The sequence below is a fragment of the Candidimonas nitroreducens genome (assembly GCF_002209565.1).
Taxonomy (GTDB): domain Bacteria; phylum Pseudomonadota; class Gammaproteobacteria; order Burkholderiales; family Burkholderiaceae_B; genus Candidimonas; species Candidimonas nitroreducens.
Genome location: NZ_NJIH01000012.1, coordinates 50,884 through 72,923 on the forward strand (window position 1 = coordinate 50,884; position 22,040 = coordinate 72,923).

Genomic DNA, 22,040 nt, shown 5'->3' on the forward strand with positions numbered 1-22,040 from the left:
AGCTCGTACGGGTTTGGGTTTTCGATCAAGCCTCGGGCGCGGCCTGCACTATTCGTTGCTCGACCCCCAGTTGCCGGCCAAGGCCTTGCCAGCCCGCCGGCGTTACTTGTATCAGGCGCGTAGAGCGCGAGCGGCGCAGCCAGCCGCAATCGCACATGGCAGCCAGGAACTGCACCCCCAGCGGGCCGGCCAGATGGTGCGAACGCTCGGTCCAATCCAGGCATTGCCTGGCGATGCCGCGCCGCGTCGGCTTCAACTGGGACACATCCACGCCCATGGCGCCGAACCAGGCGCGGCCGCTGTCGGTGACCTCGTACAGCTTGTTCTCGCCGGGTATCAGGTAGCGGTGTTCGACCAATGCATGGGTGACCGCCACGCCCAGGCGCCCGGCCAGATGGTCGTAGCAGCAACGCGCCTCATGCAATTCCCGCGCCAGGGGGCTCAGGGGCTTGCGGCGCACGGCAGGCCTGATCGAGGCCAGTTGTTCCAGCGCCTGGGCGACCTGCGGGCCTGCCAGCCGGTAATAGCGGTGGCGCCCCTCTTTTTCGCACAGCACCATGCCGCCGTCCATGAGCTTGGACAGATGTGCACTGGCGGTCTGTGCCGTGATGCCGGCCGAATAGGCCAATTCCCCCGCCGGCCGCGCGCTGCCGTCCATCAGCGACAACAGCATCGCGGCGCGGGTGGGGTCGGCGATCAGGAACGCCACTGAAGAAATGTGAGGCAGGCTGTCCATATTGCAAGGCTCCGTGCAGGCCGCAGGCCGCTTGTCTGTATCTTACGCCGCGGCAGACACTGAATGCTTCGACACGCAGCGAAGCATCGGCGTGCCCGGCCGGCATACAGTGGCGGCATGACTACGCAAAACAGATGCATACGACCCGCCTCCGGCGCCGGCCGCAGCGAGGCGCCCGCCCAAGCCCCCGTTGCGGCGCAGGCCTGCCCTCACATCCAGCAGCGGGCTGACGAACCCCGAACCCTGGTGCTCATGGCGCTGTGCCTGGCCGTCCTGGTGGCCCAGATCGACACCGCGGTGGTCAACCTGGGCATGGATCCCATCGCGGCCTACTTCAAGACCGACGTGCGAGCCATGCAGTGGGTGGCCGACGCCTACAACCTGGTCTACGCCATAATGCTGCTGACCGGCGGCCTGCTGGCCGATCTGCTCGGCCGCAAGAAGATTTTCGTGACCGGCGCCGCCCTGTTCACGGCCGCTTCGGTGCTTTGCGGCTGCGCCGCAAGCATGGCGCCGCTCATAGCCGGCCGGGCTCTGGCCGGCATGGGAGCCGCGCTGATGATCCCGGCGTCGCTGGCGATCCTGCGCGTGGTGTGGCACGACGAGGCCGGGCGGGCGCGGGCGCTGGGCATCTGGGCGGGATGCAACGGACTGGCTTTCGCCATCGCTCCCGCGCTGGGCGGGCTGGCGATCGAATGGCTGGGCTGGCGCAGCATCTTTTTTCTCGTCGTCCCCGTAGGTGTCGGCACCATTGCGCTGGCCTTGCGTGCCGTGCCCGAATCGTCCGATCGCCAGGGCCGGCGCTTCGACTTCGCCGCGCAGGCACTGAGCGCGGCGGCGCTCGGCATGCTGGCCTTATCCGCCATCGAGGCAAGCCGCAATCACACGCTGGCCGGATATGCGCTGGCGGCGTCGATATTGGCCGGCGCAGGCTTCATCCGCGTCGAGGCCGTCCGGGGTTCCGCAGCCATGGTGCCGCTGGACATATTCCGCCAGCCGGCATTCCGCGGCGCGCTCGCGGCGACGGCGGGCATGACCTTCGGCATGTACGGGCTGCTGTTCCTGCTGCCCATGACCTGGCAGGCGAGGCACACGCTCGACGCCATGCAGGCCGGGCTGGCGCTGATGCCCATGGCCCTGATCTTCGTACTGGTGTCGTCCTGGACAGGGCGGTTGGCGGAAATCATGGGCACCCCTGTCCTTACCTGCGGCGGAGTGGCGCTCATCGGCGGCGGCTTGCTGGCTGTAGGGGCCGCCGCAAGCAGCACGACCGTGCTGCCGGCCGAGGCCGGGCTGCTTGCAGCCGGCATCGGCATGGGCCTGGCCACCGGGCCGCTGATGGGCGTCGCCATCGGCGCCGTGCCAGCCGCGCAATCCGGCATTGCGTCGGCGCTGATCAATGTGGCCAGAATGGCCGGAGCCACTTTGGGCGTGGCCGCGCTGGGCGCGATCTATGCGGTCGAGGCCGACGCGACGCACGGGCTGCGGCTGGCGATGTATGCGGGCGGCGGCGTGCAGATCGCCTGCGCCCTAGCGGCGTGGTCTGCCATCCGTGCCGGCCGCGCCGCCAGGCGGCGCGCTATCTGAGGCTTGTTTCGCGGTGCACCGAGCCGTTCAACTCGCCGGCAAAGCGCGCAGCTTCGCTATCGGTGTTGGTCGCCATGTCGATGATGCCGTTGTCGATAGGATCGCCAATGCGCGGCCCCGCCTCCAGATTGCCGTTCACCGTTATCAGCAGCCAGCGCCCTTTGTTGCGCTGCGTCAGCTCGGCCAGCCGCTGCGCGCCCTTCTGGTTGAACTTGATATGGACGAACGGCTGCCCCTGCCCGGTCTTCCTGGGCACGGCCCAGTCCAGATCGGCGCCGGTCAATACAGGAACCGGAAAGTAATAGAAGAGACGCTTGCCGATAGGCAAGGGCATCAGATTATTTGCCGGCTGAGCCTGGGCCAGGCGGAACTCCACTATCGTGGCCACGCCGGGCCGCGATGCCGGTGCCGGTGCCGGGACTGGGGCTGGAGCCAGCGTCGGAGCCGGGGTTGGAGCTGGAGCCGGAGCAGGTGTTGGAACCGGAGCAGGTGTTGGCGCAGGTGCTAGTGCCGCTGGTGTTGGTGTTGGCGCAAGTGCTGGCTCGGGTGCCGGTGCTGGCGCAGCTACCGGCGCGGGTGCCGGAGCAGGTACTGGTGTTGACCCCGGTGCCGGTATCAAGGCCGATGCCGGCTCCAAGGTTGGGATAACCATCAGGGCTAGAGTCGGCGCCGGTGTCAATGCCGGCGCCGGCGTCGGTGCCGGCGTCAGTACTGGTGCCGCTGCTGGCGCTGGCGCCGGTGCAGCTGGTAGTGTCGAGGTCGGTGCTGATGCTGGTGCTGGTGCTGGTGCTGGTGAGGGTGCGGGCGCCGGTACCGGTACAACAGATGGTGTCGGTGTAGATGTCGCTACGGGTGCCAGTGTAGGAGCTGATGCGGGCGTTGGGGCCGGTGCTGGTGTCGGTACAGGTTCGGGTGTCAAGGCCGATGCGGACGCCAAGGTTGAGGTCGGTTCCAGGGCTAGTGTCGGCGCCGGCATCAATGCCGGTGCTGGTGCCGCTGCCGACGACATCGCTACCGATGTCGCTGCTGGTACTGGTGCGGGTGCCAAGGCCGATTCGGGCGCCAAGGCCGAGGTCGGCTCCAGGGCTAGTGTCGGCGCCGGCATCAATGCCGGTGCTGGTGCCGCTGTCGACGACGTCGCTACCGATGTCGCTGCTGGTACTGGTGCGGGTGCCAAGGCCGATTCGGGCGCCAAGGCTGGGGTCGGCTCCAGGGCTAGTGTCGGCGCCGGCATCAATGCTGGTGCTGATGCCGCTGCCGACAATGTTGCTACCGATGTCGCTGCGGGTGCCGCTGCTGGTACTGGCGCGGGTGCCAAGGCCGATTCGGGCGTCAAGGCCGCGGTCGGCTCCAGGGCTAGTGTCGGCGATGGTATCAATGCTGGTGCCGCTGCCGCTGCCGCTGCTGGTGCCGCTGCTGGTGCTGGCGCCGGTGCTGTCGGAGTCGGTACATCTGTAGGCGCCAAGGCCGCGGCCGGCTCTAGGGCTAGTGCTGGCGCCGGTACCAACGCTGGTGTCGCTGCCGGTGCTGGTGCGTGAGTCGGCATAGGTGTGGGCGCAAAGGCCGATTCGGACGTCAGGGCCGGGGGCGGCGTCAGGGGCAGTGCCGGCGATGGTGTCAATGCTGGTGCTGGTTCCACTGCCGCTATCGGTGCTGGTGCTGTCGGCGCCGGTACGGGTGCAAAGGCCGCTGCGGACGGCAAGGCCGAGGCCGGCGTCGGCGATGGCGTCAATACTGGTGGCGCCACCGGCTGGGGTGCTGGTGCTGGCACTGGTGCTAACACTGGTGCTGGTGCTGGGGCCAAGGCCGAAGCCGGCGTCGGGCTTAGTACCGGCGCTGGCGCAAACGCAGGCGCCTTGCCGTCTTCATCGGCGACAGATGTGGGTGCAGAAGGTGTCGGTGCTGGTGCTGATTCCGGGGTCGACTCCAGCGCGGAAGCCCAGGCCGATGCCAAGGCCGGTGACGGGGCCGAGGCCGGTGTGGCGGCCGAGCCTGGTATCGGAGCCGGCGTAGGAGCCGGTATCGGAGCCGGAGTTGAGCTCGGTGTCGGGGCCGGAGTTGAGGCCGGAGTCGCCGCAGCACTGGCCGCCGGCGCCGGGCTGGCGAGCATTGACGAATCCGCCGCGGCTTCATCGGCCGGCATGTGCTGGCATGCCGCCAGCAGGACGACGAGCAGTGCGACGATCGATATTCGCCTCATTCCGAACCTCTTTTCGAATGGCCCTCCGCGCAAGGATAAACCGAATAAGAGCGATCGTGGGCTTCTATCGACGGCCGCACATGCAATTAGCGCCGGCCAGACGCGTCCGGGCCCGGGAACATGCCCGGGCCCGGCCTGGATAACAGCGGTGCAACACCCGGGGCTTCAGTCCCGACAGACAAGCCAGCGGGCTGCCGTCCAGCGATGAAGCTACCGTTTGGCGACCAGGCTACTGGCCAGCAATGGTCTTGACCGCTCTCACCGCTTCCTGATCGGACTTCACACCTATATCCAGCACACCGGACTGTAGCGGCTGGTTGATCGCATAAACCGATTCCAGGGAATTGTTAAGCGTCAATACCAACAGCTTGCCACGATACTGCTTGGTCACGGCAGCCAGCTTTTGCGCCCCCAGAGCGGAAAACGTGAAACGGATATAAGGATGGCCGTCGGCCGTGCGCCGGGGCTCTACGCCGGAAAGATCGGCCCGTGTCAGCACCGGCTGCGGGCTATACCAAAGAGAGCCATCCCGGAACTTGAGTTCGGACAGGCCGGCGGCCTTGGCCGGCTGGGCCAGCCGGAAATCCACCCGGGCCTGCTGCTTGGCGGCAGGAGCCGCCTGCGGCTGTGCCGATTGCGCCAGGCTCGGCGGCTGCGCCAGAGCAGAGGACTGCGTTTTCTGGGGCATCTGCTGGCAGCCCGCCAGCAAAGCCGCCGCCAGGATTCCCGGAACAATATAAACACGCTTCATATTAGTAATCTCCAAAGCCTCAGCGAGAGCCCGAGGCGACGACCTCAACCCGCCTGTTGGGAGCCAGGCAGGCAATCAATTCGCTCCCGGTACCCTTGCCGCATTGCACCAAGGGCTTGCTTTCGCCCTTGCCCACCGCAGTGACTCGGCCCGCCTCGATGCCGTCATTCACCAGCGTCGCACGCACCGCGTCGGCGCGCCGCTGGGACAGGGCCTGGTTGTAGGCATCCGATCCGAGCCGATCCGTATAGCCCACGACCGACACAGAGGCGTCATTGCGCTGCCTGAGCTGGGCGGCGATCCGGGCAACCGCGGACTGCCCCTTCGCAGTCAGCACGGCACTGTCGAAACCGAACAGCACGTCGCTGCTCAGCGAAAACGTGGCCGCCGCTGCCGGCTTACGGCCGTTCAAAATGTCGGCGCATCCCGCCGGCTTCCACAAGAAGCTGCGCGCCAGCATGTCTTTGTCGAACAGCACCTTGTATTGGCAAGTCACGTCGCCCTTGGGGGTTCTGAAGTGGAACAGATAGTCCCATTCATGCACGCCGGCAAAACCCTCGCTGAAATGCGGGCGCCCCAGCAGGTTGTAGAGCTGGTCTTTAGTCATGCCGCTGCCCACCAGGCGCAGGCTGTCCAGGTTGGGGTAAGAGCCGTTGGTGAACGACGCCTTTGCCGGGTCGGGCCAGACCGGCTTATCGGTCGTGCCCTGGCTGGTCACATTGCTCAGACTGCCGCAGGCGGACAGGGCCAGAACCGCCAGCAGGCCCGCCGCACGTAGGGAAAAAGCTTTCAGTGTGTGTTGCATGGAAAATTCATCCTTGGTTCGAGAGACGACGGGCCATTACCATTGATAGCCGACACCAACAGAGCCGCCGTAGTCGCCACGGGACGAACCGCTGGCGGTGGCCTTCAGCACCCAGTTGCCGTTGTCGGTTACCCGGGACAGGCCCATGGCGTAACCGCTCTCGCCGCGCCACGTGCCGCCGGCGATACTGAACATGCTCTTGCCAGGCAGATAGGCCTGCGGCAGGCCGGCCGTGGCAATGGCCGCGGCAATACCGGCGCTGGCCACACGATCGTTCCTGCTGATCTCGTTCTGCATGGCGTTCATGCTGTTGCTAACGTTGTTAGCCAGGTTGTTGAGCTGGTTCACATTGACGGCGTCGGTGCCATTCACCCCGGGAGCTACATTCGTGATGCGCTGGTTGTTCATGTCAATGCCGTTCTGGTTGATGGTCGGGCCGTCCTGGACGATTACCGTCTTGGCATTCAACGTGTCGGTCTGCACATTGTTGGCGGTGACATTGGTCGCCGTCACGTTGGTCGCAGTCACATTGGTCGCCGTAACGCTATTGACCTTGATGTCCTGGGCCATGCCGATAGTGATGCTGGCATCGCCCTGGCCCGCCGCCGCAGGCGTCTTGTCGACGGTGATGTTGCTGCCGGCGACGAAAGTAACGGTATTGCCGTTATGAATTTGCGTCGGGCCCGTGGTTCCGCCGCTGCCACCAGAGCCTCCGCTACCGCCCGAGCCTCCCGTGCCGCCGGTATCGCCGCTGCCGGCGGTCGGGCCGGAAGCATCGACATTCCAGTGCAGGCTGTCCAGCACGTCGGACAGGCTGGCATATTGGCTGCCGCCATAATTGATGACATTGCTCTTGCCATCGCTGGACAGGCCGAGATTCAGGGTTTTGCCCATCATGCCCAACTGGTCTTCCGTGGCAGCCTGGCCCGATACGATGTTATTGGGGTCGAAGACCTTGTTCTGCAGGCCGCCGATCGTGCCCGCCGAGCCATTGATGACCACCGGGTAGGCGCCGCCGACCATCACTTGAGTGGGGCTCACCGTTGTGGTGTAGGTGCCGTCGCCAAGCGTGATAGTACCGGCGGCCACATTGGTCGTGCTGCTGCCATCCGTTACCGTAGTACCTGCCGCAATGGTCGTGGTGGTATTGGCGCCATCCGTCACCGTCGTGCCGGTGGCCGACGTGGTCGTGATGTTGCCTGCACCGTCGTCAACGATCAGGCCGTCATTATCCAGCTTGCTATTGCCGGCAGTGACACTATCCACCGCCAAATCTTTGGCCAGCGCAACGCGGATCGTGCTGTTGCCGTCGCTATCCTGCTCAATTTTGGTCGAGATGTTCTTGCCAGCATCAAACTTGCTGGAGTCGGAATTAGCATCCGCCCCTCTCACATTGACCACAGAGCCCAGCTTATTAGTGACAGGGCCTCCATCATTTGCCTGGAACTGAAGCCCCTTGCCCACTAATCCATCGCTGGATTCTTTGAGTTGTTCTTCCGTTGCGGCCCGGCCCGATCCGTCCGCAAAGCCTGAATAGTCGATAGTCTTGTTCGTCAGGCCGCTTATGGTGCCACCAGCTCCGTCAATGGTGATCGGGCTGGCGCCGCCAACCACCACCTGGGTGCCTCCAACGGTGGTCTTGTTGCCAGACGCATCGGCCACCTCGATCGAACCCGCACCAACCGTGGTCTTGTCACCCGCAGTATTTTGCACCGTGGTGCCTGCTGCCGTGGTCGTGGTGGTGTTGGTGCCATCCGTCACCGTCGTGCCCATCGCCGTTGTCGTGGTAGTGTTGGTGCCATCCGTCACGGTGGTGCCCGCCGCCGTGGTCGTGGTGGTGTTGGTGCCATTGACAATAGTCAAGCCGTTCGTATCCAGCTTGCTGTTGCCCGTAGTGATGCTATCCACCGCCAAATTGTTGGCCAACGCTACGCGGATCGTGCTGTTGCCGTCGCCATCCTGCTCAATCTGGGTCGAGATGTTCTTGCCAGCATCAAAATCGCTGAAATCGGAATTAGCGTCCGCCCCCTTCACATTAACCACAGAGCCCAGTTTATTGGTGACAATGCCTCCATCATTTGCCCCGAACTGAAGCCCTTTGTTCACTAACCCAGCACTGGATTCGCTAAGCTGCTCTTCCGTTGCAGCCCGGCCCGATCCATCTGCAAAGCCTGAATAGTCGATAGACTGGTTAGTCAGACCGCTGATGGTTCCTTTACGGCCGTTAATGGTGATGGTGCTGGCGGCACCTGTCACTCGCACCACGCCGGCCCGCACCGCCGTCTTGTCGCCGTCTTCATCGGTGACAGTGGCGCCCTTGGCGGTCAGCCTGGTTTTATTACCGCTGCTGTCCTTCACGGTGGTGCCCGTCGCAATGGTCGTGGTGGTATTGGCGCCATCCGTCACCGTCGTGCCGGTGGCCGACGTGGTCGTGATGTTGCCTGCACCGTCGTCAACGATCAGGCCGTCGTTATCCAGCTTGCTATTGCCGGCAGTGACACTATCCACCGCCAAATTGTTGGCTAACGCAACGCGAATCGTGCTGTTGCCGTCGCCATCCTGCTCAATCTGGGTCGAGATGTTCTTGCCAGCATCAAAATCGCTGAAATCGGAATTAGCATCCGCCCCCTTCACATTAACCACAGAGCCCAGTTTATTGGTGACAATGCCTCCATCATTTGCCCCGAACTGAAGCCCTTTGTTCACTAACCCAGCACTGGATTCACTAAGCTGCTCTTCCGTCGCAGCCCGGCCCGATCCATCTGCAAAGCCTGAATAGTCGATAGTCTTGTTCGTCAGGCCGCTTATGGTGCCACCAGCTCCGTCAATGGTGATCGGGCTGGCGCCGCCAACCACCACCTGAGTGCCTCCAACAGTGGTCTTGTTGCCAGACGCATCGGCCACCTCGATCGAACCCGCACCAACCGTGGTCTTGTCACCCGCAGTATTTTGCACCGTGGTGCCTGCTGCCGTGGTCGTGGTGATGTTGTTGTGGCCATCGTCGACCGTCAAGCCGTCATTGTCGATAACGCTATTACCCGTCTTCAGGCTGCCGTCGGATCCCAAATCCAAGTTCTTGTTCAAATCGAACGTAACATTATTATCAGTCACCCCTTTGGCCACTGTGATATTGCCATCGGTGTTCTTGAGATCCACCGTGTCGCCCGGCTTCACCGTAGTCTGGTTGCCGGTTTGAGCCTGAAGATTCCAACCCTTGCCGGCGATATCTTTGACTTCGTTAAGCTGATCGACATTAACGGCATCGGAGCCATCCGTACCCTCGGCCAGGTTAGTGATCTTCTGGCTGTTCATGTTAATGCCGGTACTGTTGATCACCGGCCCATTGTTGTTGATGGTCAGGCTATCGGCGGTCAAATTCTTGGCCAGCAGGATTTCCATGTCGCCTGCAGTATTGACTTGCGTGCGGATGTTTTCCGAAGAAGCAGCCGCGCTACTGTCGAGCGAGCCATGTATTATCTGAGTCTCACCCAGCTTCCGGGCCACAGAACCATTGTTCCCTGCAAACGTGATCGGCCGGTTGGCCACATCATAGAGTTGGCCGCCGTTGACCGCATCCGTACTGCCCGACGCGATGTTGCCAGCCGCCACATTCGTGATCGTCTTACCGCCCGCATTGATGCCGCCGGTGGTAACGCTCGGCCCATTGGTGATCGTCATGCCGCTGCTATTTATAACGGTACCGCCAACCGTGACACTATTGGCAATCTTGACATCATTAGCCAGGTTAAATGTCAAATTCGTGCCGCTGCGGGTGATGACGATGTTGTTGTCAGTGTTACCGAAGTCCACCGTAGCGCCGGGAGCGACTCTCTGAGTGCCCGAGGTACCCTTCGCGCTTACATTCCAGCCTTGCGCAGCGTAGCTGATGGCGTTGTTGACGGTGTTGCCGTTCGCGGCGGGAACGTTAGGGCCGCCGATATTGCTCATAGTCAGCTTGCCATCGGTACCCAGAGCCGCATTGCCACCCAAAATACCCTTCGTCGTATTGGCGACATTCCCCAGCACGGTATTCGTAGCGTACAGCTGGCTGCCGTTGATGGCGTCAGTGCTGTTGGCACTGACCGCACCGGCAGCGACATTAATGATCTGGCGTTCCTTGCCCACCGCGCCCACGCTGACTACGCCATTGTCGGCGGATCCAGGGCCAGCGAAGGTAGTATAGGTAATATTGTTGAGCGTGGCGCTCGTTTCCGTGGTGGCCGCCCGATCGGTGGAGGCATTACCCAGGATGACGCTATTGGCCTGCGTCGTGGTGACCTGATTGCCCACCACAAAGGTATTGTTCTGCTTGATAGTATTGTTATTGCCCAGTGCGCCGGAGAAGTTGCCGATCAGCTCCTGGCCACTGCCGCCGTTTGGCTTTTGCTGGAGACCGCCGATGGTATTACCCGAACCAATCCCAATGGAATGATCCCCGGTGACCGATGCACTCGTACCCATGGCGATGTTATCGCTACTGGTGCTGCCCAGCGGGAGATTGTTAGCGCCCGACACCGCGCCGTTGCCGATGGCAATGGCGTTGCCGCTATAAGTCACCGCCTTGGTACCCATGGCCTGTGAGTCCGCTCCGTTAGCGGTGGCATTGTTGCCCTCCGCATAGGCATTGGTGGCGGTCGCGGACGCGGAGGTGCCCAAGGCTATTGCACTCTGCCCAATAACCGACGCATGATCACCAAATGCCTGCCCCTGCTCGGCAAACGCATGCGCCTGATTACCGATGGCGGTGCCTTGCGCCATTGTCACGTGCGCAAAAGTGCCGATGGCAATGCCGTCCACCGGATCCGGGGTACCGGCCTGCTGTTCAACATTGGCGTGATCGCCCAGAGCGATGGAGCTGGTGCCATCCGAGCGAGCCGTGTAACCGATCGCCGTTCCATTTTCATTAAGCGTGCGCGCTCCGTATCCCATAGAGATATCGTAGGCGCTACGCGAATCCGCATTCTGTCCTATGGCAATGGCTGCCAGATCCGCCGCCTCGTTGCCCGCTTTAGCACCTGAGCCAAGAGCGACGCCGGCATTGCCTAGCCCTTCGGCATCCATGCCAATTGCCATGGCGTCAATGCCCGTGGCCCCGGTGTTGTCCCGGTTATTGGCCCCGGTGGAGTTGACGCTGAAATAATGGGTTTTACTTTGGTCAATCGCAGCATCCATCTGCCCCTTATTGACTGCGTCATCTGAATTGATCGCATTGGCCACCCCCGACACACGGGTTCCTGAGGCACCATCCAGCGTGACCTGATCATGGGCGGAGTTGTACATGACGGCATCGAGGGGCGGAGACGTCGGCGTCCCGCTGCCGGTTCCCAGCGCATCCAGATACTGATCCAGCGATGTATAGTTCCCGCTGCTCCCAGTAATCGGACGGCGATAAATCAACTGGCCGGTCGCGGGGTCATAAGAGGCATACTCCCCGATGACATTCTTAACTTCTTGTTGTGCGGTGCTCAGTTGACTCACATTGACCGCATCGCTGCCCTTGATACCGCCAGCCACGTTGGTGATGCGGCGCAGGATATTGGTGTTCCCGCCCCCCACCGACACAATGGAAGTCGCCGTTTGGTTTGTCAGGAAAGCGGGGGTACTCGGATTGTCGATCGTCTCATCGGCAACGGATCCATTCCCCAGGGCAACAAATCCACCACTCAACGCCTGCGCATTGCTGCCCAAGGCCAAGCTGCCGCCGCCTTGGGCAATAGTGTTATACCCCAGCGCCGTCGCATTGCGACCAGTCACTACGGCTTCTGGCCCGATACCGACAGCGTAATCCGCAGCGGCGTTCGATTCGTTACCAATAGCCAGGCTTTCAACCGTCGTTGCCCCGCTCTGGGACGCCGCCTTGGTTCCAATGGCGATATTGTTGCGCCCTGACTGATTGAGGCCGGCTTGCGAGCCAATCGCAATGTTTTCATCGCTATCTATACCCCGCGACATGCCAGCGCTATAGCCAACGGCAATGTTATGGCCACCCTCAGCCACATTGGAACCCGCTTGAGTGCCGATATAGACGTTATCCCGATTAACCGTGCCGTTATCCGTGCCGGCCGAGTTATATCCCGCCTGATTACCTATGGCTACATCACCGGGCATCGCGCTTTGCGCCTGGGTGCCGATGGCGACGCTATTGCCGCCGCCCGCGCTGGCGCCGGCCCCCATGCCCACGGCACTACCGCCTGCCGACGCGGCGGTGCCAATTGCCACGGCGCTCGCGCCCGCGTCCGACTCGTAGCCAATCGCAACAGCTTTCTCGCCGTCTTTACCCACCTGCGCATTGGCGCCTATCGCCACGGCATAGCTCGCATTTTCTCCAACCGACGCTGCATCGCCCATCGCAACAGCGCTGTTCGAACTCTGGCCAATTACCGCTCCGGGCCCAATAGCAATGCCATTCTCCGCGGAAGCATCAATAGCGGCGCCATGTCCCGCCGCGAAACCGTCCTGCCCAGCCGCCGTGGTCTCCGGGCCGATGGCAATGGCATCGGTACCAGTAGCCTGTGAATCATCGAGCGTGGAATTAGCGTGGAAATACTTGATGCCCTTGTCCGTCTCATACAGATCGTTTTGCAGACTCCACAATTGGCCGGCATTGATAGCTTCCTGGCTACCGGACGCGACCGATCCTGCCGCCACGTTGGTGATCTTATTGCCGCCGTTATTCAGGCCGCTATTGGTCAGAGTCACCGTGCCGTTCGTGCCGCCGGTAACGGTCAGGCCGCTGGCGTTCAGCGTGCTGTTGCCCGTCGTCACGCTGGTGAACACCGGTGTCATGCTTGTGGCGATACTAACCTTCTCACCATTCTGCGTGATGGCGATATTGTTACCCGCATCGTACGTCACCGTGTCGCCGGGCTTCACGTTCGTCGTACTGCTACCTGTTACCGTGCCCGTGCCGCTCTTGCTCGTCGTGACGTTCCAGCCCTTGCTGGCCACTGTGCTCACCGCGCTGAGCTGGCCGCCATTCACCGCCTCGGTGCTGCCTGCCCCCACCGTACCGTCGGCCACATGTGTAATCGTCTTGTTGCCCGCGTCAAGGCCTGTCGTGGTCATGCTAGGCCCACCAGCGATGGTCAAGCCATTGGTATTCAGCGTACTGTTGTTGCCGATCGTGAGTTCACCGGCCGAACTCAGATCTATTTGCTGCGCCAGCTGGATCTGCACGGTATTACCGGTAATAGCCGTTACCACATTGCCCGACGTGCCACCACTTATGATTACAGTATCGCCAAGGCTAACGTCCGTTTGCCCGCTATCGGCCTTGAAGGTAATAGCATCATCAGCAGCGGTCGAAGCCACGCTGAAGCCAGCCAAGCTGGCTCCTGCAAGTACGATGTTCGCGATCGCGAGACGTCCCGTCGCCCGCCCCGAACGCTTGCCGCGCGCCTTGGTGTTTTCCGAAACCGCAACAAATGTTCCCGACTGCTCGTTCCAAACAGTCTTGTAAATCCGATTCATCACATCTCCCAGCAAACCTGTTGCTTCGCATTGCTTCCGAGCGTCGTTTCATAACAAAAAACGACATTCGGAAATAAAAAAATTCGCTAGGGAAATATAGGTTGACGGAGTTTGAAACAGATAGACAGGAAGCGACAACAATCCATGCAAAAACTGCACAAGGCTTCGAATTGACGATCCATGACAATGCAAGCCGCCGGCGCGCGGCAAGGCTCTTGATTTACTGGGCGTCCGAAGACTGGAGATCAGCGTTCAGTTGCTGGGCACGATAAGCGCCCGGGGTAACGCCATAGTTGCGCTTGAACAGGCGGCCGAAAGTGCTTGTGTCGGCGAAGCCGCAGCGCCAGGAAATATCCGAAATCGACGAGCCGGCGTCGGCTTTGCCGATGAGCAGCTGAACGGCATGCTCCAGGCGCGTCTTCTGGAGAAAGGCCAGGAACTTGCGCCCTTCGGAATAAGTGGCGAACAGCTTGTGCACGTAGCGCGGCGACACCCCGAAGGCCTGAGCCACATGGGTAACCGTCAGTTGCGGGTCGTCGTGATGATCCCGAATCCACAGCAGCATGAGGTTATAGAGATTTATTCGAGCCTGCTCCGAGCGTGTGCCGGTCTCGAACTCGCGGTCGAAGTCGGCGGACTCGTGCAGCAACATCTGCACCAGCATGAAGACCAGATTCTTGGTGAACATGGTGCGCAGCACCGGGTGCCCGCTGATGGAGCGCATCAGCGGGGGACTGACACCGGCCAGCAGCCCCGATAGCGGCTTTGCCCATTCCCGTTCGGAAGGAAAACAGTGCCCGGCGTAGGCATCGAACACCATGCGCCAGTCGTGCAACAAGAAATCCGGCATGGCCAGGATCGTGAAATCAACCGGGGAATCGGCCCGCGCGTAGGGCCGGCGCGTATCGATGATTATGAGATCGCCCGGTTTCAAGTCCGAATGGCGGCCGCCGTGCTCGATATGCGTGGCCACATTTGTCCGCATCAACAGCCAGGCCGGCATCTCGCCGGTGTTGCAGGCGATCTCTTGCACGCCCCTGGACGCACCGCAGCTGTCGCCACTCGCGAACACCATACAAGCATTGTCCAGCCCATGGATCTCGACGCGCCCGATATAGTCCGGCTGATGGGTCGACCACATGGCCATGGCCATGAGTCGGCGTGCGATGAAGTCGCGCCAGAACTGGAACCTCTTTGCAGATACGATATCCCGAGTGTCGAGAACTATCGGCTCGTCTGGGACTCTCAAAATCGCTCCTATTCGCTCTATCATTGCCCGCGGTTGCTCCGCAGCTTCGACAGCTCCTTATCCCGAGGGGACTGGGCATGATCGAGCCGCAGCTCAGGGCCAAGCACTCTTTGCCGATGGCACACCGCCGCTATCCAATCGAACCCTTTGTCGCGACGCATACAGCCCATGCAAGCATGCTCGGCCCTTGTCCGCGTGGGATAGCCCACGAAACCGGGTAGCGGTGGAAAGCAACGCCCCATTGTCTTCGCCACGGAGCTTGCTTTCATAGTCAATTCATGCAAACGGAGCATGCAGAAACTGCACGCCGTAATAAATTGACATTATTTGATATTCGACCGCCCGCAACGCGCCGCGATTCGGCCGTCCCGCCGCGCGGCTCTCGAACGCAAAACGGCCGGTAGGGCGCCGCATTGCGGCGACCCTACCGGCCGTTTATATGCCGCCGCCCACCGGCCGCGGCGCGAACGGTCTTAGCCGATGGCCGACAACACAGGACGTTGGATGGTCTTGCGCAATTCGCCGCCCAGATACAAAGCGATGGCGCGCATGCCGGAAACACCGGCCGCATCTTCGGCGGCGCTGTTGTAGTTGGTGTTGGTGTTCACATCGTAGGTATAGAGCTCGCCGCGTTCGTCGGTAATGAATTCGATGCCCGCAATGCCTATGCCGTTGGCGCGCAGGAAGCGGCTGTAGGAATCTATGATGGGATGCCGGAAGCCCTCGATGATGCGAAAGCGCGGCGCGGCGAAGCTCGGCGCACCGCCCGCCTGCGTGGCGGCGGCCGGGGCGGCAGAAGCCGCCGGCGTTTCGCCTACGGGGCAGAACTGGTCGCCCACCTGGCACACATCGGCGGGGCACAGCTCGAAGCCCAGCGAGGTGTCGACCCGCACCGCATACAGGAAATCGCCGCCCACGAATTCGACCCGGGTGATGAATGGCTCGGGTGCGCGTATATATTCCTGTACCAGCGTGATGCCGTCCACGGAATCTTCGAATTCGTCGCCGCGCACATAGTCTTCCAGCGCTTGCACGTCATGGAACAGGCGTACGCCCAGGCCCTTGCCGGCGCGATTGTGCTTGGTGATGAAAGAGCCGACGGAGCCGGACAGCTTGTGCGCGGCCGCGACGATATGGTCGGCGCCTATGGCGGCAATGGTGCGCGGGGTGCGGACGCCGAAATTCGACAAGGCGGTGTATTGCGCGATCTTGCTGACTTCCAGCTGCAGCGCCCGTCCGTTGTTGATGACGCGCCGCCCATGCGCTTCCAGCCAGGCCAGCACGCCCGCGGTGTATTCCGGCGCATAGCGGTGGCCGCGCGTATGCGACGACGCGCTCATGCGGTTGTAGAACACGCCCTGCGGCGGCTCCTGGTCGAGATCCAGCCGTCCTTCGTGCAGAAACCATTCTTCATAAGGAAGATCGAATTCGGCAAATGCCTCGCGCAGGGGTTCGACCCAGGTGCCGTTTTCGTGGATGACATGGATTTTCGACATGGCGGCTAGCTCCGGATGAAGGATCCCTGCGGGCACAACCGCCCTACGGTTCCCTCATTGCCTTCGAGCTTAACGGTGCAATCTCAAGCTGGGAACGAATCAATATGCATATTCTTATCAAGAATCGTTCTATAGGCAGTGACACAGAGGCGTTTGACGGTATATAGCCGGGCCGCCCTCGCCTCTTGCCGGACGACCGGGTTCCGGCGTGGCGAGCCGGCCACACCACGCCAGCGCCGCCCCGCTCGGACGGCGCGCTTCACATTGTCCGTGCCGGTTCCGCACTATTCCGAGCCCATTCCTGTCATTTTCAGCACGGCATTGATAATATCGAACGATCGCTCTAAAATTTGGCGAGGAAATAGGCCACGCACGATAGCGGCAAGAAAGAGAAAGGACGAGACATGCCAGATTTGTTCAGCCTGGCGGGCAAGACCGCCCTGGTCACCGGCGCCGCCGGCGGGCTCGGCGCCCACTTCTGCCGCACGCTGGCCCGTGCCGGTGCCGCCGTAGTGCTGGCGGGCCGGCGCATCGAACCGCTGCAGCGGCTGGCCGCCGAACTGCGCGAGTCGGGCTTAAGCGCCCAGCCGCTGAGCCTGGACGTTACCGATGCTGAATCCGTGCGGGCGGGCTTCGAACAGGCCGAGGCCCTGTGCGGCGTGGTCGACGTGGCCGTCTGCAACGCCGGCACCACCGTCACCAAGAACGCCCTGGCTCTCGCCCCGTCCGAATGGGATCAAGTGCTCGACGTCAATCTGAAGGGCTGCTGGCAGGTGGCCAGCGAAGCGGCGCGCCGGCTGGTGGCCGCGGGGCGGCCCGGCTCCATCATCAACGTCTCGTCCATATTGGGCCACCGGGTTGCCGGCAACGTGCTGCCCTATACGGTATCGAAGGCGGGGCTGGAACAAATGACCCGCGCCCTGGCACTGGAATGGGCGCGCCACGGCATCCGCGTCAATGCGCTCTCGCCGGGCTATGTGGAAACCGACCTGAACCGCGACTTCTTCGCCTCTGACGCCGGTGCCGCCATGATCCGCCGCATCCCGCAGCGCCGCCTGGGCCACGCATCCGACCTGGACGGCGCGCTGCTGCTGCTGGCTTCCGACGCTTCGGCCTACATGACGGGCAGCTCCATCGTCGTCGACGGCGGCCATCTGCAGTCCACGCTCTGACCCACACCGCAACGCCACCAACCATTACGCAGGGAACACGGAAATATGGATTTCACACTATCTAGCCAGGGCGAATCGTACCGCCGCCGCATCCGCGAATTCGTCGAGGCCGAGCTGATCGGGCTGGAAAGCGACCCCGGCTCCTACGACGAGCACGAAAACATCGCCGAGCCGCTGCTGCAATCATTGCGCGCAAAGGCCCGCGCCCAGGGTCTATGGTGCCTGCAGATGCCGCGCGAGCGCGGCGGCCAGGGCCTGCGCATCAGCGAAATGGCCGCATGCTACGAAGAAATGAACCGCTCCATTTTCGGGCCGGTGGTCTTCAATTCCGCTGCGCCCGACGACGGCAATATGATGGTTCTGGAAAAGGTCGCCAGCGCGGCCCAGAAAGAACGCTGGCTGCAGCCCATCGTCGACGGCAAGGTGCGCTCCTCGTTCGCCATGACCGAGCCGGCTCCGGGCTCGGGCTCCGACCCCTCCATGATGCTGACCCGCGCCGAACGCCAGGGCAAGGAATGGGTGGTCAACGGAACCAAGCACTTCATTACCGGCGCGGGCATCGCCGCGCACTTCATACTCATCGCCCGCACTTCGGACGACAGCCGCAAGGGGCTCAGCGCCTTCATGTTCCATCGCGACGACCCGGGCTGGGAGATCGTGCGCCGCATCCCTATCATGGGCCCCGAAGAGCACGGCGGCCACTGCGAATTGCGCTTCGACGGCCTGCGCATCCCCGACGAGAACCGCCTGATGGAAGTGGGCGACGGCCTGAAGCTGACCCAGATCCGGCTGGGGCCTGCGCGGCTCACCCATTGCATGCGCTGGCTCGGCCTGGCCAAGCGCTCGCTGGAAATCGCCGGCGAATACGTGTCGCGGCGCGAGTCGTTCGGGCAGCGCCTGGCCGAGCGCGAAGGCGTGCAATGGCTCTTGGGCGAGGCGGCCATGGGCATACAGGTCGGGCGCCTGCTGACCATGCACGCCGCCTGGCAGCTCGACCAAGGCAATTACGCGCGCAAAGAAGTGTCCATGGCCAAGGTCACGGTTTCCGAGACCCTGCACAAGGCGGTCGACACCGCCATCCAATTGTGTGGGGCACGCGGCTATTCCAAGGACACGCGCCTGGAATGGATCTACCGCTACGCACGCCAGGCTCGCCTGGTCGACGGTGCTTCCGAGGTGCACAAAATGGTGTTGTCGCGCAATCTGCTGGCCGAAGGCAATGACTTCTGGCATTGGGGTAGCTGAAAGCATGTCCGAACCCGCAGCCGAAGCCGCCCTGGCGGAATTCATCAGGCAGCGCACCGGCGCGCGGCGCGCCAGCGTGCTGGAATTCCAGCGCCTGTCGGGCGGCGCCATACAAGACAACCATGCCCTGACCCTGTCGCTGGAAGGCGGCAGCAATCCGGGGCGGCTGGAAGTCGTGGTGCGCAGCGACGCCCCCTCGCGCATAGAGTCCAGCCTGGATCGCGCCCAGGAATTCCATGTGCTTGCCGCCGCCTTCGAGGCCGGAGTCACCGTACCGCGGCCGCTCTGGCTATGCACCGACACCTCCGTAAGCGGCCAAGTCTTCAGCGTCATGAACCGCATGCCAGGCTCGGCTTCGCCGGCGCGGCTGCTGCGCGGCGCCATCGACCCGCAACAGGCGCGCGCCCTGACCCGCCGCCTGGGCACGGAACTGGCGCGCCTGCACACGATACGGCCGCCGCACGCCGATCTCGACTTCCTGCCCGTGCCGGGCGATTCCCCCGCCCGCCAGCGGCTGCGCACCTATCGCGAGGCGCTGGCGCGCATCCCCGACTCCCATCCGGTGCTCGAATGGGCCCTGAACTGGCTCGAAGACCACGTCCCGGCCAGTTCCAGCCTGGCGCTGTGCCACTGCGACTTCCGCACCGGCAATTACATGGTGCGGGACGGCCGGCTTACTGCCGTGCTCGACTGGGAATTCGCCGCCTGGAGCGACCCGTACGAAGACCTGGGGTGGCTGTGCTCGCGCAGTTGGCGCTTCGGCGTGCCTGAAAAAGAAGTCGGCGGCCTGGGCGACAAACAGGATCTATACGCCGGCTACACCGAGCATTCCGGCACGGCAGTGGATCCGGACAAGGTGCTGTACTGGGAAATCATGGCCATGGTGCGCTGGGCGATCATCGCCATGCAGCAGGCGCAGCGCCACCTGTCGGGGGAACAGCGTTCACTCGAACTGGCGCTGACTGGACGCATGCTGCCGGAAATCGAATTCGACCTGCTGCGGCAGGTCTGCGACATGGAGAACGACGATGCTCGATCTGCCCCACGGCCCTGAACTGCTGGATACGGCCAGACGCAGCCTGCTGGAGGAAATCCTGCCGGCGCTGCCGCCCGAACAAGGCTACACGGCGCGCATGATCGCCAAGGCCATGGCCATCGCCGCGCGCGAACTGGAATGTGGTGCAGACACTGAAAGAGACTGCACGCGGCTGATCGCCGAATTCCTGAATAACGCGGCGGCCGCTGCGCCAGATACACCGGTCACGCTGGACACGCTGGACACACCAGATACACCGGACACACCGGACACTCTGGATGCAAGCGCTGCGGCCGCCGCCCGCGGCCATGCGGATCGGGCGCAGGCCCTGCTTGCCGCACGCATCCGCGGCCGCGCCATCGCGCCGGGGCTCGAGCCGCAGTTGCGGGCCTTGCTGCTACAGCTGACCCGTGCCAAACTGGCCGTCAGCAACCCGAAGTATCTTTCCCAACGATAAACGTAAGTGCACCAGGCGGCGCCGCAAGCCGCCCGGCAAGGCGCAACCGTACATACGCAGGCAGCACATACGTACATACGAGACATACAGAGACATACATAAAGGCAGGCATAGAAATGGCGAATCAATTCCAGCTCGGGCTCGGCAAGCGGCCCGCCAATTATTCCGCCCTGACGCCCACCAGCTTCCTGAAGCGCTCGGCCTGGATCTTTCCCGACAAAACCGCCGTGGTCGACGACGACACCAGCCTGAGCTACCGGCAGTTCTATGAACGCTGCCGCCGCATGGCCTGCACGCTGGAAGAAATCGGCATCGGCGCGGGCGACACGGTTTCCATCCTGTGCCACAACAGCCACGAGCTGCTGGAAAGCCATTACTCGGTGCCCATGACGGGCGCGGTGCTCAATGCCCTGAACACGCGCCTGGACGCGGCCACCTTGCGCTTCATACTGCAGCACGGCGAGGCGCGGCTGCTGTTCTACGATACCGAATTCGAGCCGCTGGTGGCCGAGGTCGTGGCGGCCATGGACTCCCCGCCCCTGCTGGCCTGCATCGAACACGCCGCGTCCGCGCGCGAGGGCTTTGCCGCTCTGTCCTACGAAGACATGATAGCCGCCGGCGACCCGGGCTACGAATGGAAAAAAGTCGACGATGAATGGGACGCCATCAGCCTGAACTACACTTCGGGCACCACTGGCAATCCCAAGGGGGTCGTGTACCACCACCGCGGCGCCTACCTGGCGGCCATGAGCAATGCCATGGCCTTCAACATGAACCCCGATACCGTGTACCTGTGGACGCTGCCCATGTTCCATTGCAACGGCTGGGGCTACACCTGGGCGATCACCGCCATCGGCGGCACGCACGTGTGCCTGCGCAAGGTTCAGCCCGACGCCGTGCTGGAACGCATCCGCAGCTGCGGCGTCACCCACATGTGCGGGGCGCCCGTCGTGCTGAACATGCTGCTCAACGACTTCGAGGCCCGCAGCATCGAGCTCGAGCGCGCGGTGCAGTTCGCCCTGGGCGGCGCCGCGCCACCCAGTCCCGTGGTGCGGCGCGCACAGAAAACGGGCTTCGACATCACCCATCTTTACGGTCTGACAGAAACCTACGGGCCGGCGGCACTGTGCGTGATCCAGGACGACTGGCGCGGCCTCGACCCCGACGAGCTCGCACGCAAGATGGCTCGCCAGGGTGTGGCCAGCTTCGCCATCGACGAGATGCAGGTGCTGGCCACAGACGGCAATTCGTTCGTGCCGGCCGACGGCAGCACGCTGGGCGAACTGGCGCTGCGCGGCAACACGCTGATGAAAGGCTATCTGAAAAACGAGAAAAGCACCGACGAAGCCTTCCGCGACGGCTGGTTCCATAGCGGCGATCTGGCGGTGATGCACCCGGACGGCTATGTGGAAATCAAAGACCGCGCCAAAGACATCATCATCTCGGGCGGCGAAAACATCTCGAGCCAGGAAGTCGAGGAAGTGCTGTACCGCCACCCCGGGGTCTACGAGGCCGCCGTCGTGGCGCTCGCCGATACGCACTGGGGCGAAGTGCCCTGCGCGTTCGTCTGCCTCAAGCCCAACGCCGGCCCAGTCAGCGAACAGGACATCATCGACTTCTGCAGGGCCGGCATGGCCTCGTTCAAGATACCCAAGAAGGTGGTGTTCGGCGAACTTCCCAAGACATCCACCGGCAAAATACGCAAAAATATACTGCGCGACCAGCTTAAGACGGGTTGAAATCCACGGGCCTCGCGGCAGCCGCGGCCCCCACGCTGCGGCCGCGGCGCAGGCTGGCGTACACATACCGCCACGCATACTTATTTATTTAGTTTCC

General features: G+C 62.8%; 16 protein-coding genes. 9 read left to right on the forward strand and 7 right to left on the reverse strand.

The window, feature by feature from the left end; translation table 11 throughout:
* Positions 1-25: 25 nt before the first annotated feature.
* On the reverse strand, positions 26-736 hold the full coding sequence (locus tag CEY11_RS20100; RefSeq protein ID WP_088605207.1) for an ArsR/SmtB family transcription factor: 711 nt from the start codon (positions 734-736) through the stop codon (positions 26-28).
* Between the two features lie 252 nt (positions 737-988).
* Here CEY11_RS20100 and CEY11_RS20105 point away from each other — a divergent pair, with 252 nt between their 5' ends.
* Positions 989-2,323, forward strand: a complete 1,335-nt coding sequence (locus CEY11_RS20105; RefSeq protein WP_233155007.1) for an MFS transporter — start codon at positions 989-991, stop codon at positions 2,321-2,323.
* On the opposite strand, the gene CEY11_RS25595 is transcribed toward CEY11_RS20105, so the two are convergent.
* The gene (locus CEY11_RS25595; RefSeq protein WP_198958952.1) at positions 2,316-2,699 is read right to left on the reverse strand and encodes a SecDF P1 head subdomain-containing protein; all 384 of its coding nucleotides are present in this window, start codon (positions 2,697-2,699) and stop codon (positions 2,316-2,318) included. The two genes, CEY11_RS20105 and CEY11_RS25595, sit on opposite strands and share 8 nt — an antisense overlap.
* 98 nt (positions 2,700-2,797) lie before the next feature.
* On the opposite strand from CEY11_RS25595, the gene CEY11_RS25600 reads away from it, so the two are divergent.
* The 3 genes from CEY11_RS25600 to CEY11_RS25265 all read left to right on the forward strand — a co-directional run bounded on the left by CEY11_RS25600 (position 2,798) and on the right by CEY11_RS25265 (position 3,781).
* A complete protein-coding gene (locus CEY11_RS25600) occupies positions 2,798-2,971 on the forward strand; it encodes a hypothetical protein (protein WP_198958953.1) in 174 nt (57 codons plus the stop codon).
* A 48-nt stretch (positions 2,972-3,019) separates the two neighbouring features.
* Positions 3,020-3,163: a hypothetical protein gene (locus CEY11_RS25445; protein ID WP_158215393.1), complete on the forward strand. Its 144-nt coding sequence runs from the start codon at positions 3,020-3,022 to the stop codon at positions 3,161-3,163.
* Between the two features lie 267 nt (positions 3,164-3,430).
* Positions 3,431-3,781, forward strand: coding sequence for a hypothetical protein (locus CEY11_RS25265; RefSeq protein ID WP_143322965.1), 351 nt, complete (start codon positions 3,431-3,433; stop codon positions 3,779-3,781).
* 971 nt (positions 3,782-4,752) lie between these two features.
* On the opposite strand, the gene CEY11_RS20125 is transcribed toward CEY11_RS25265, so the two are convergent.
* The 5 genes from CEY11_RS20125 to CEY11_RS20145 all read right to left on the reverse strand — a co-directional run bounded on the left by CEY11_RS20125 (position 4,753) and on the right by CEY11_RS20145 (position 16,294).
* Complete coding sequence (locus CEY11_RS20125) at positions 4,753-5,274, reverse strand: SecDF P1 head subdomain-containing protein (RefSeq protein ID WP_088605212.1); 522 nt, start codon at positions 5,272-5,274, stop codon at positions 4,753-4,755.
* Positions 5,275-5,293: 19 nt separating this feature from the next.
* Positions 5,294-6,079, reverse strand: a complete 786-nt coding sequence (locus CEY11_RS20130; RefSeq protein WP_088605213.1) for an OmpA family protein — start codon at positions 6,077-6,079, stop codon at positions 5,294-5,296.
* Positions 6,080-6,115: 36 nt separating this feature from the next.
* Entirely contained in the window at positions 6,116-13,549 is a 7,434-nt protein-coding gene (locus CEY11_RS20135; protein ID WP_088605214.1) for a YadA-like family protein, read from the reverse strand.
* Positions 13,550-13,769: 220 nt separating this feature from the next.
* The gene (locus CEY11_RS20140) at positions 13,770-14,798 is read right to left on the reverse strand and encodes a helix-turn-helix transcriptional regulator (RefSeq protein WP_158215394.1); all 1,029 of its coding nucleotides are present in this window, start codon (positions 14,796-14,798) and stop codon (positions 13,770-13,772) included.
* Positions 14,799-15,271: 473 nt separating this feature from the next.
* Positions 15,272-16,294, reverse strand: a complete 1,023-nt coding sequence (locus tag CEY11_RS20145; protein WP_088605216.1) for an ATP-grasp domain-containing protein — start codon at positions 16,292-16,294, stop codon at positions 15,272-15,274.
* Between the two features lie 404 nt (positions 16,295-16,698).
* On the opposite strand from CEY11_RS20145, the gene CEY11_RS20150 reads away from it, so the two are divergent.
* The 5 genes from CEY11_RS20150 (at position 16,699) to CEY11_RS20170 (ending at position 21,943) form a co-directional block, all read left to right on the forward strand.
* Positions 16,699-17,466 (forward strand): SDR family NAD(P)-dependent oxidoreductase, encoded by a 768-nt coding sequence (locus CEY11_RS20150; RefSeq protein WP_088605217.1) that lies wholly within the window; start codon positions 16,699-16,701, stop codon positions 17,464-17,466.
* A 45-nt stretch (positions 17,467-17,511) separates the two neighbouring features.
* Positions 17,512-18,711: an acyl-CoA dehydrogenase family protein gene (locus CEY11_RS20155; RefSeq protein WP_088605218.1), complete on the forward strand. Its 1,200-nt coding sequence runs from the start codon at positions 17,512-17,514 to the stop codon at positions 18,709-18,711.
* A 4-nt stretch (positions 18,712-18,715) separates the two neighbouring features.
* Positions 18,716-19,765, forward strand: coding sequence for a phosphotransferase family protein (locus tag CEY11_RS20160; protein ID WP_088605219.1), 1,050 nt, complete (start codon positions 18,716-18,718; stop codon positions 19,763-19,765).
* Positions 19,740-20,204, forward strand: a complete 465-nt coding sequence (locus CEY11_RS20165) for a DUF6285 domain-containing protein (RefSeq protein ID WP_088605220.1) — start codon at positions 19,740-19,742, stop codon at positions 20,202-20,204. Before CEY11_RS20160 ends, CEY11_RS20165 begins: the two co-directional genes overlap by 26 nt.
* A 116-nt stretch (positions 20,205-20,320) precedes the next feature.
* Positions 20,321-21,943: a long-chain-fatty-acid--CoA ligase gene (locus CEY11_RS20170; protein ID WP_088605221.1), complete on the forward strand. Its 1,623-nt coding sequence runs from the start codon at positions 20,321-20,323 to the stop codon at positions 21,941-21,943.
* The last annotated feature ends 97 nt before the right edge of the window (positions 21,944-22,040 follow it).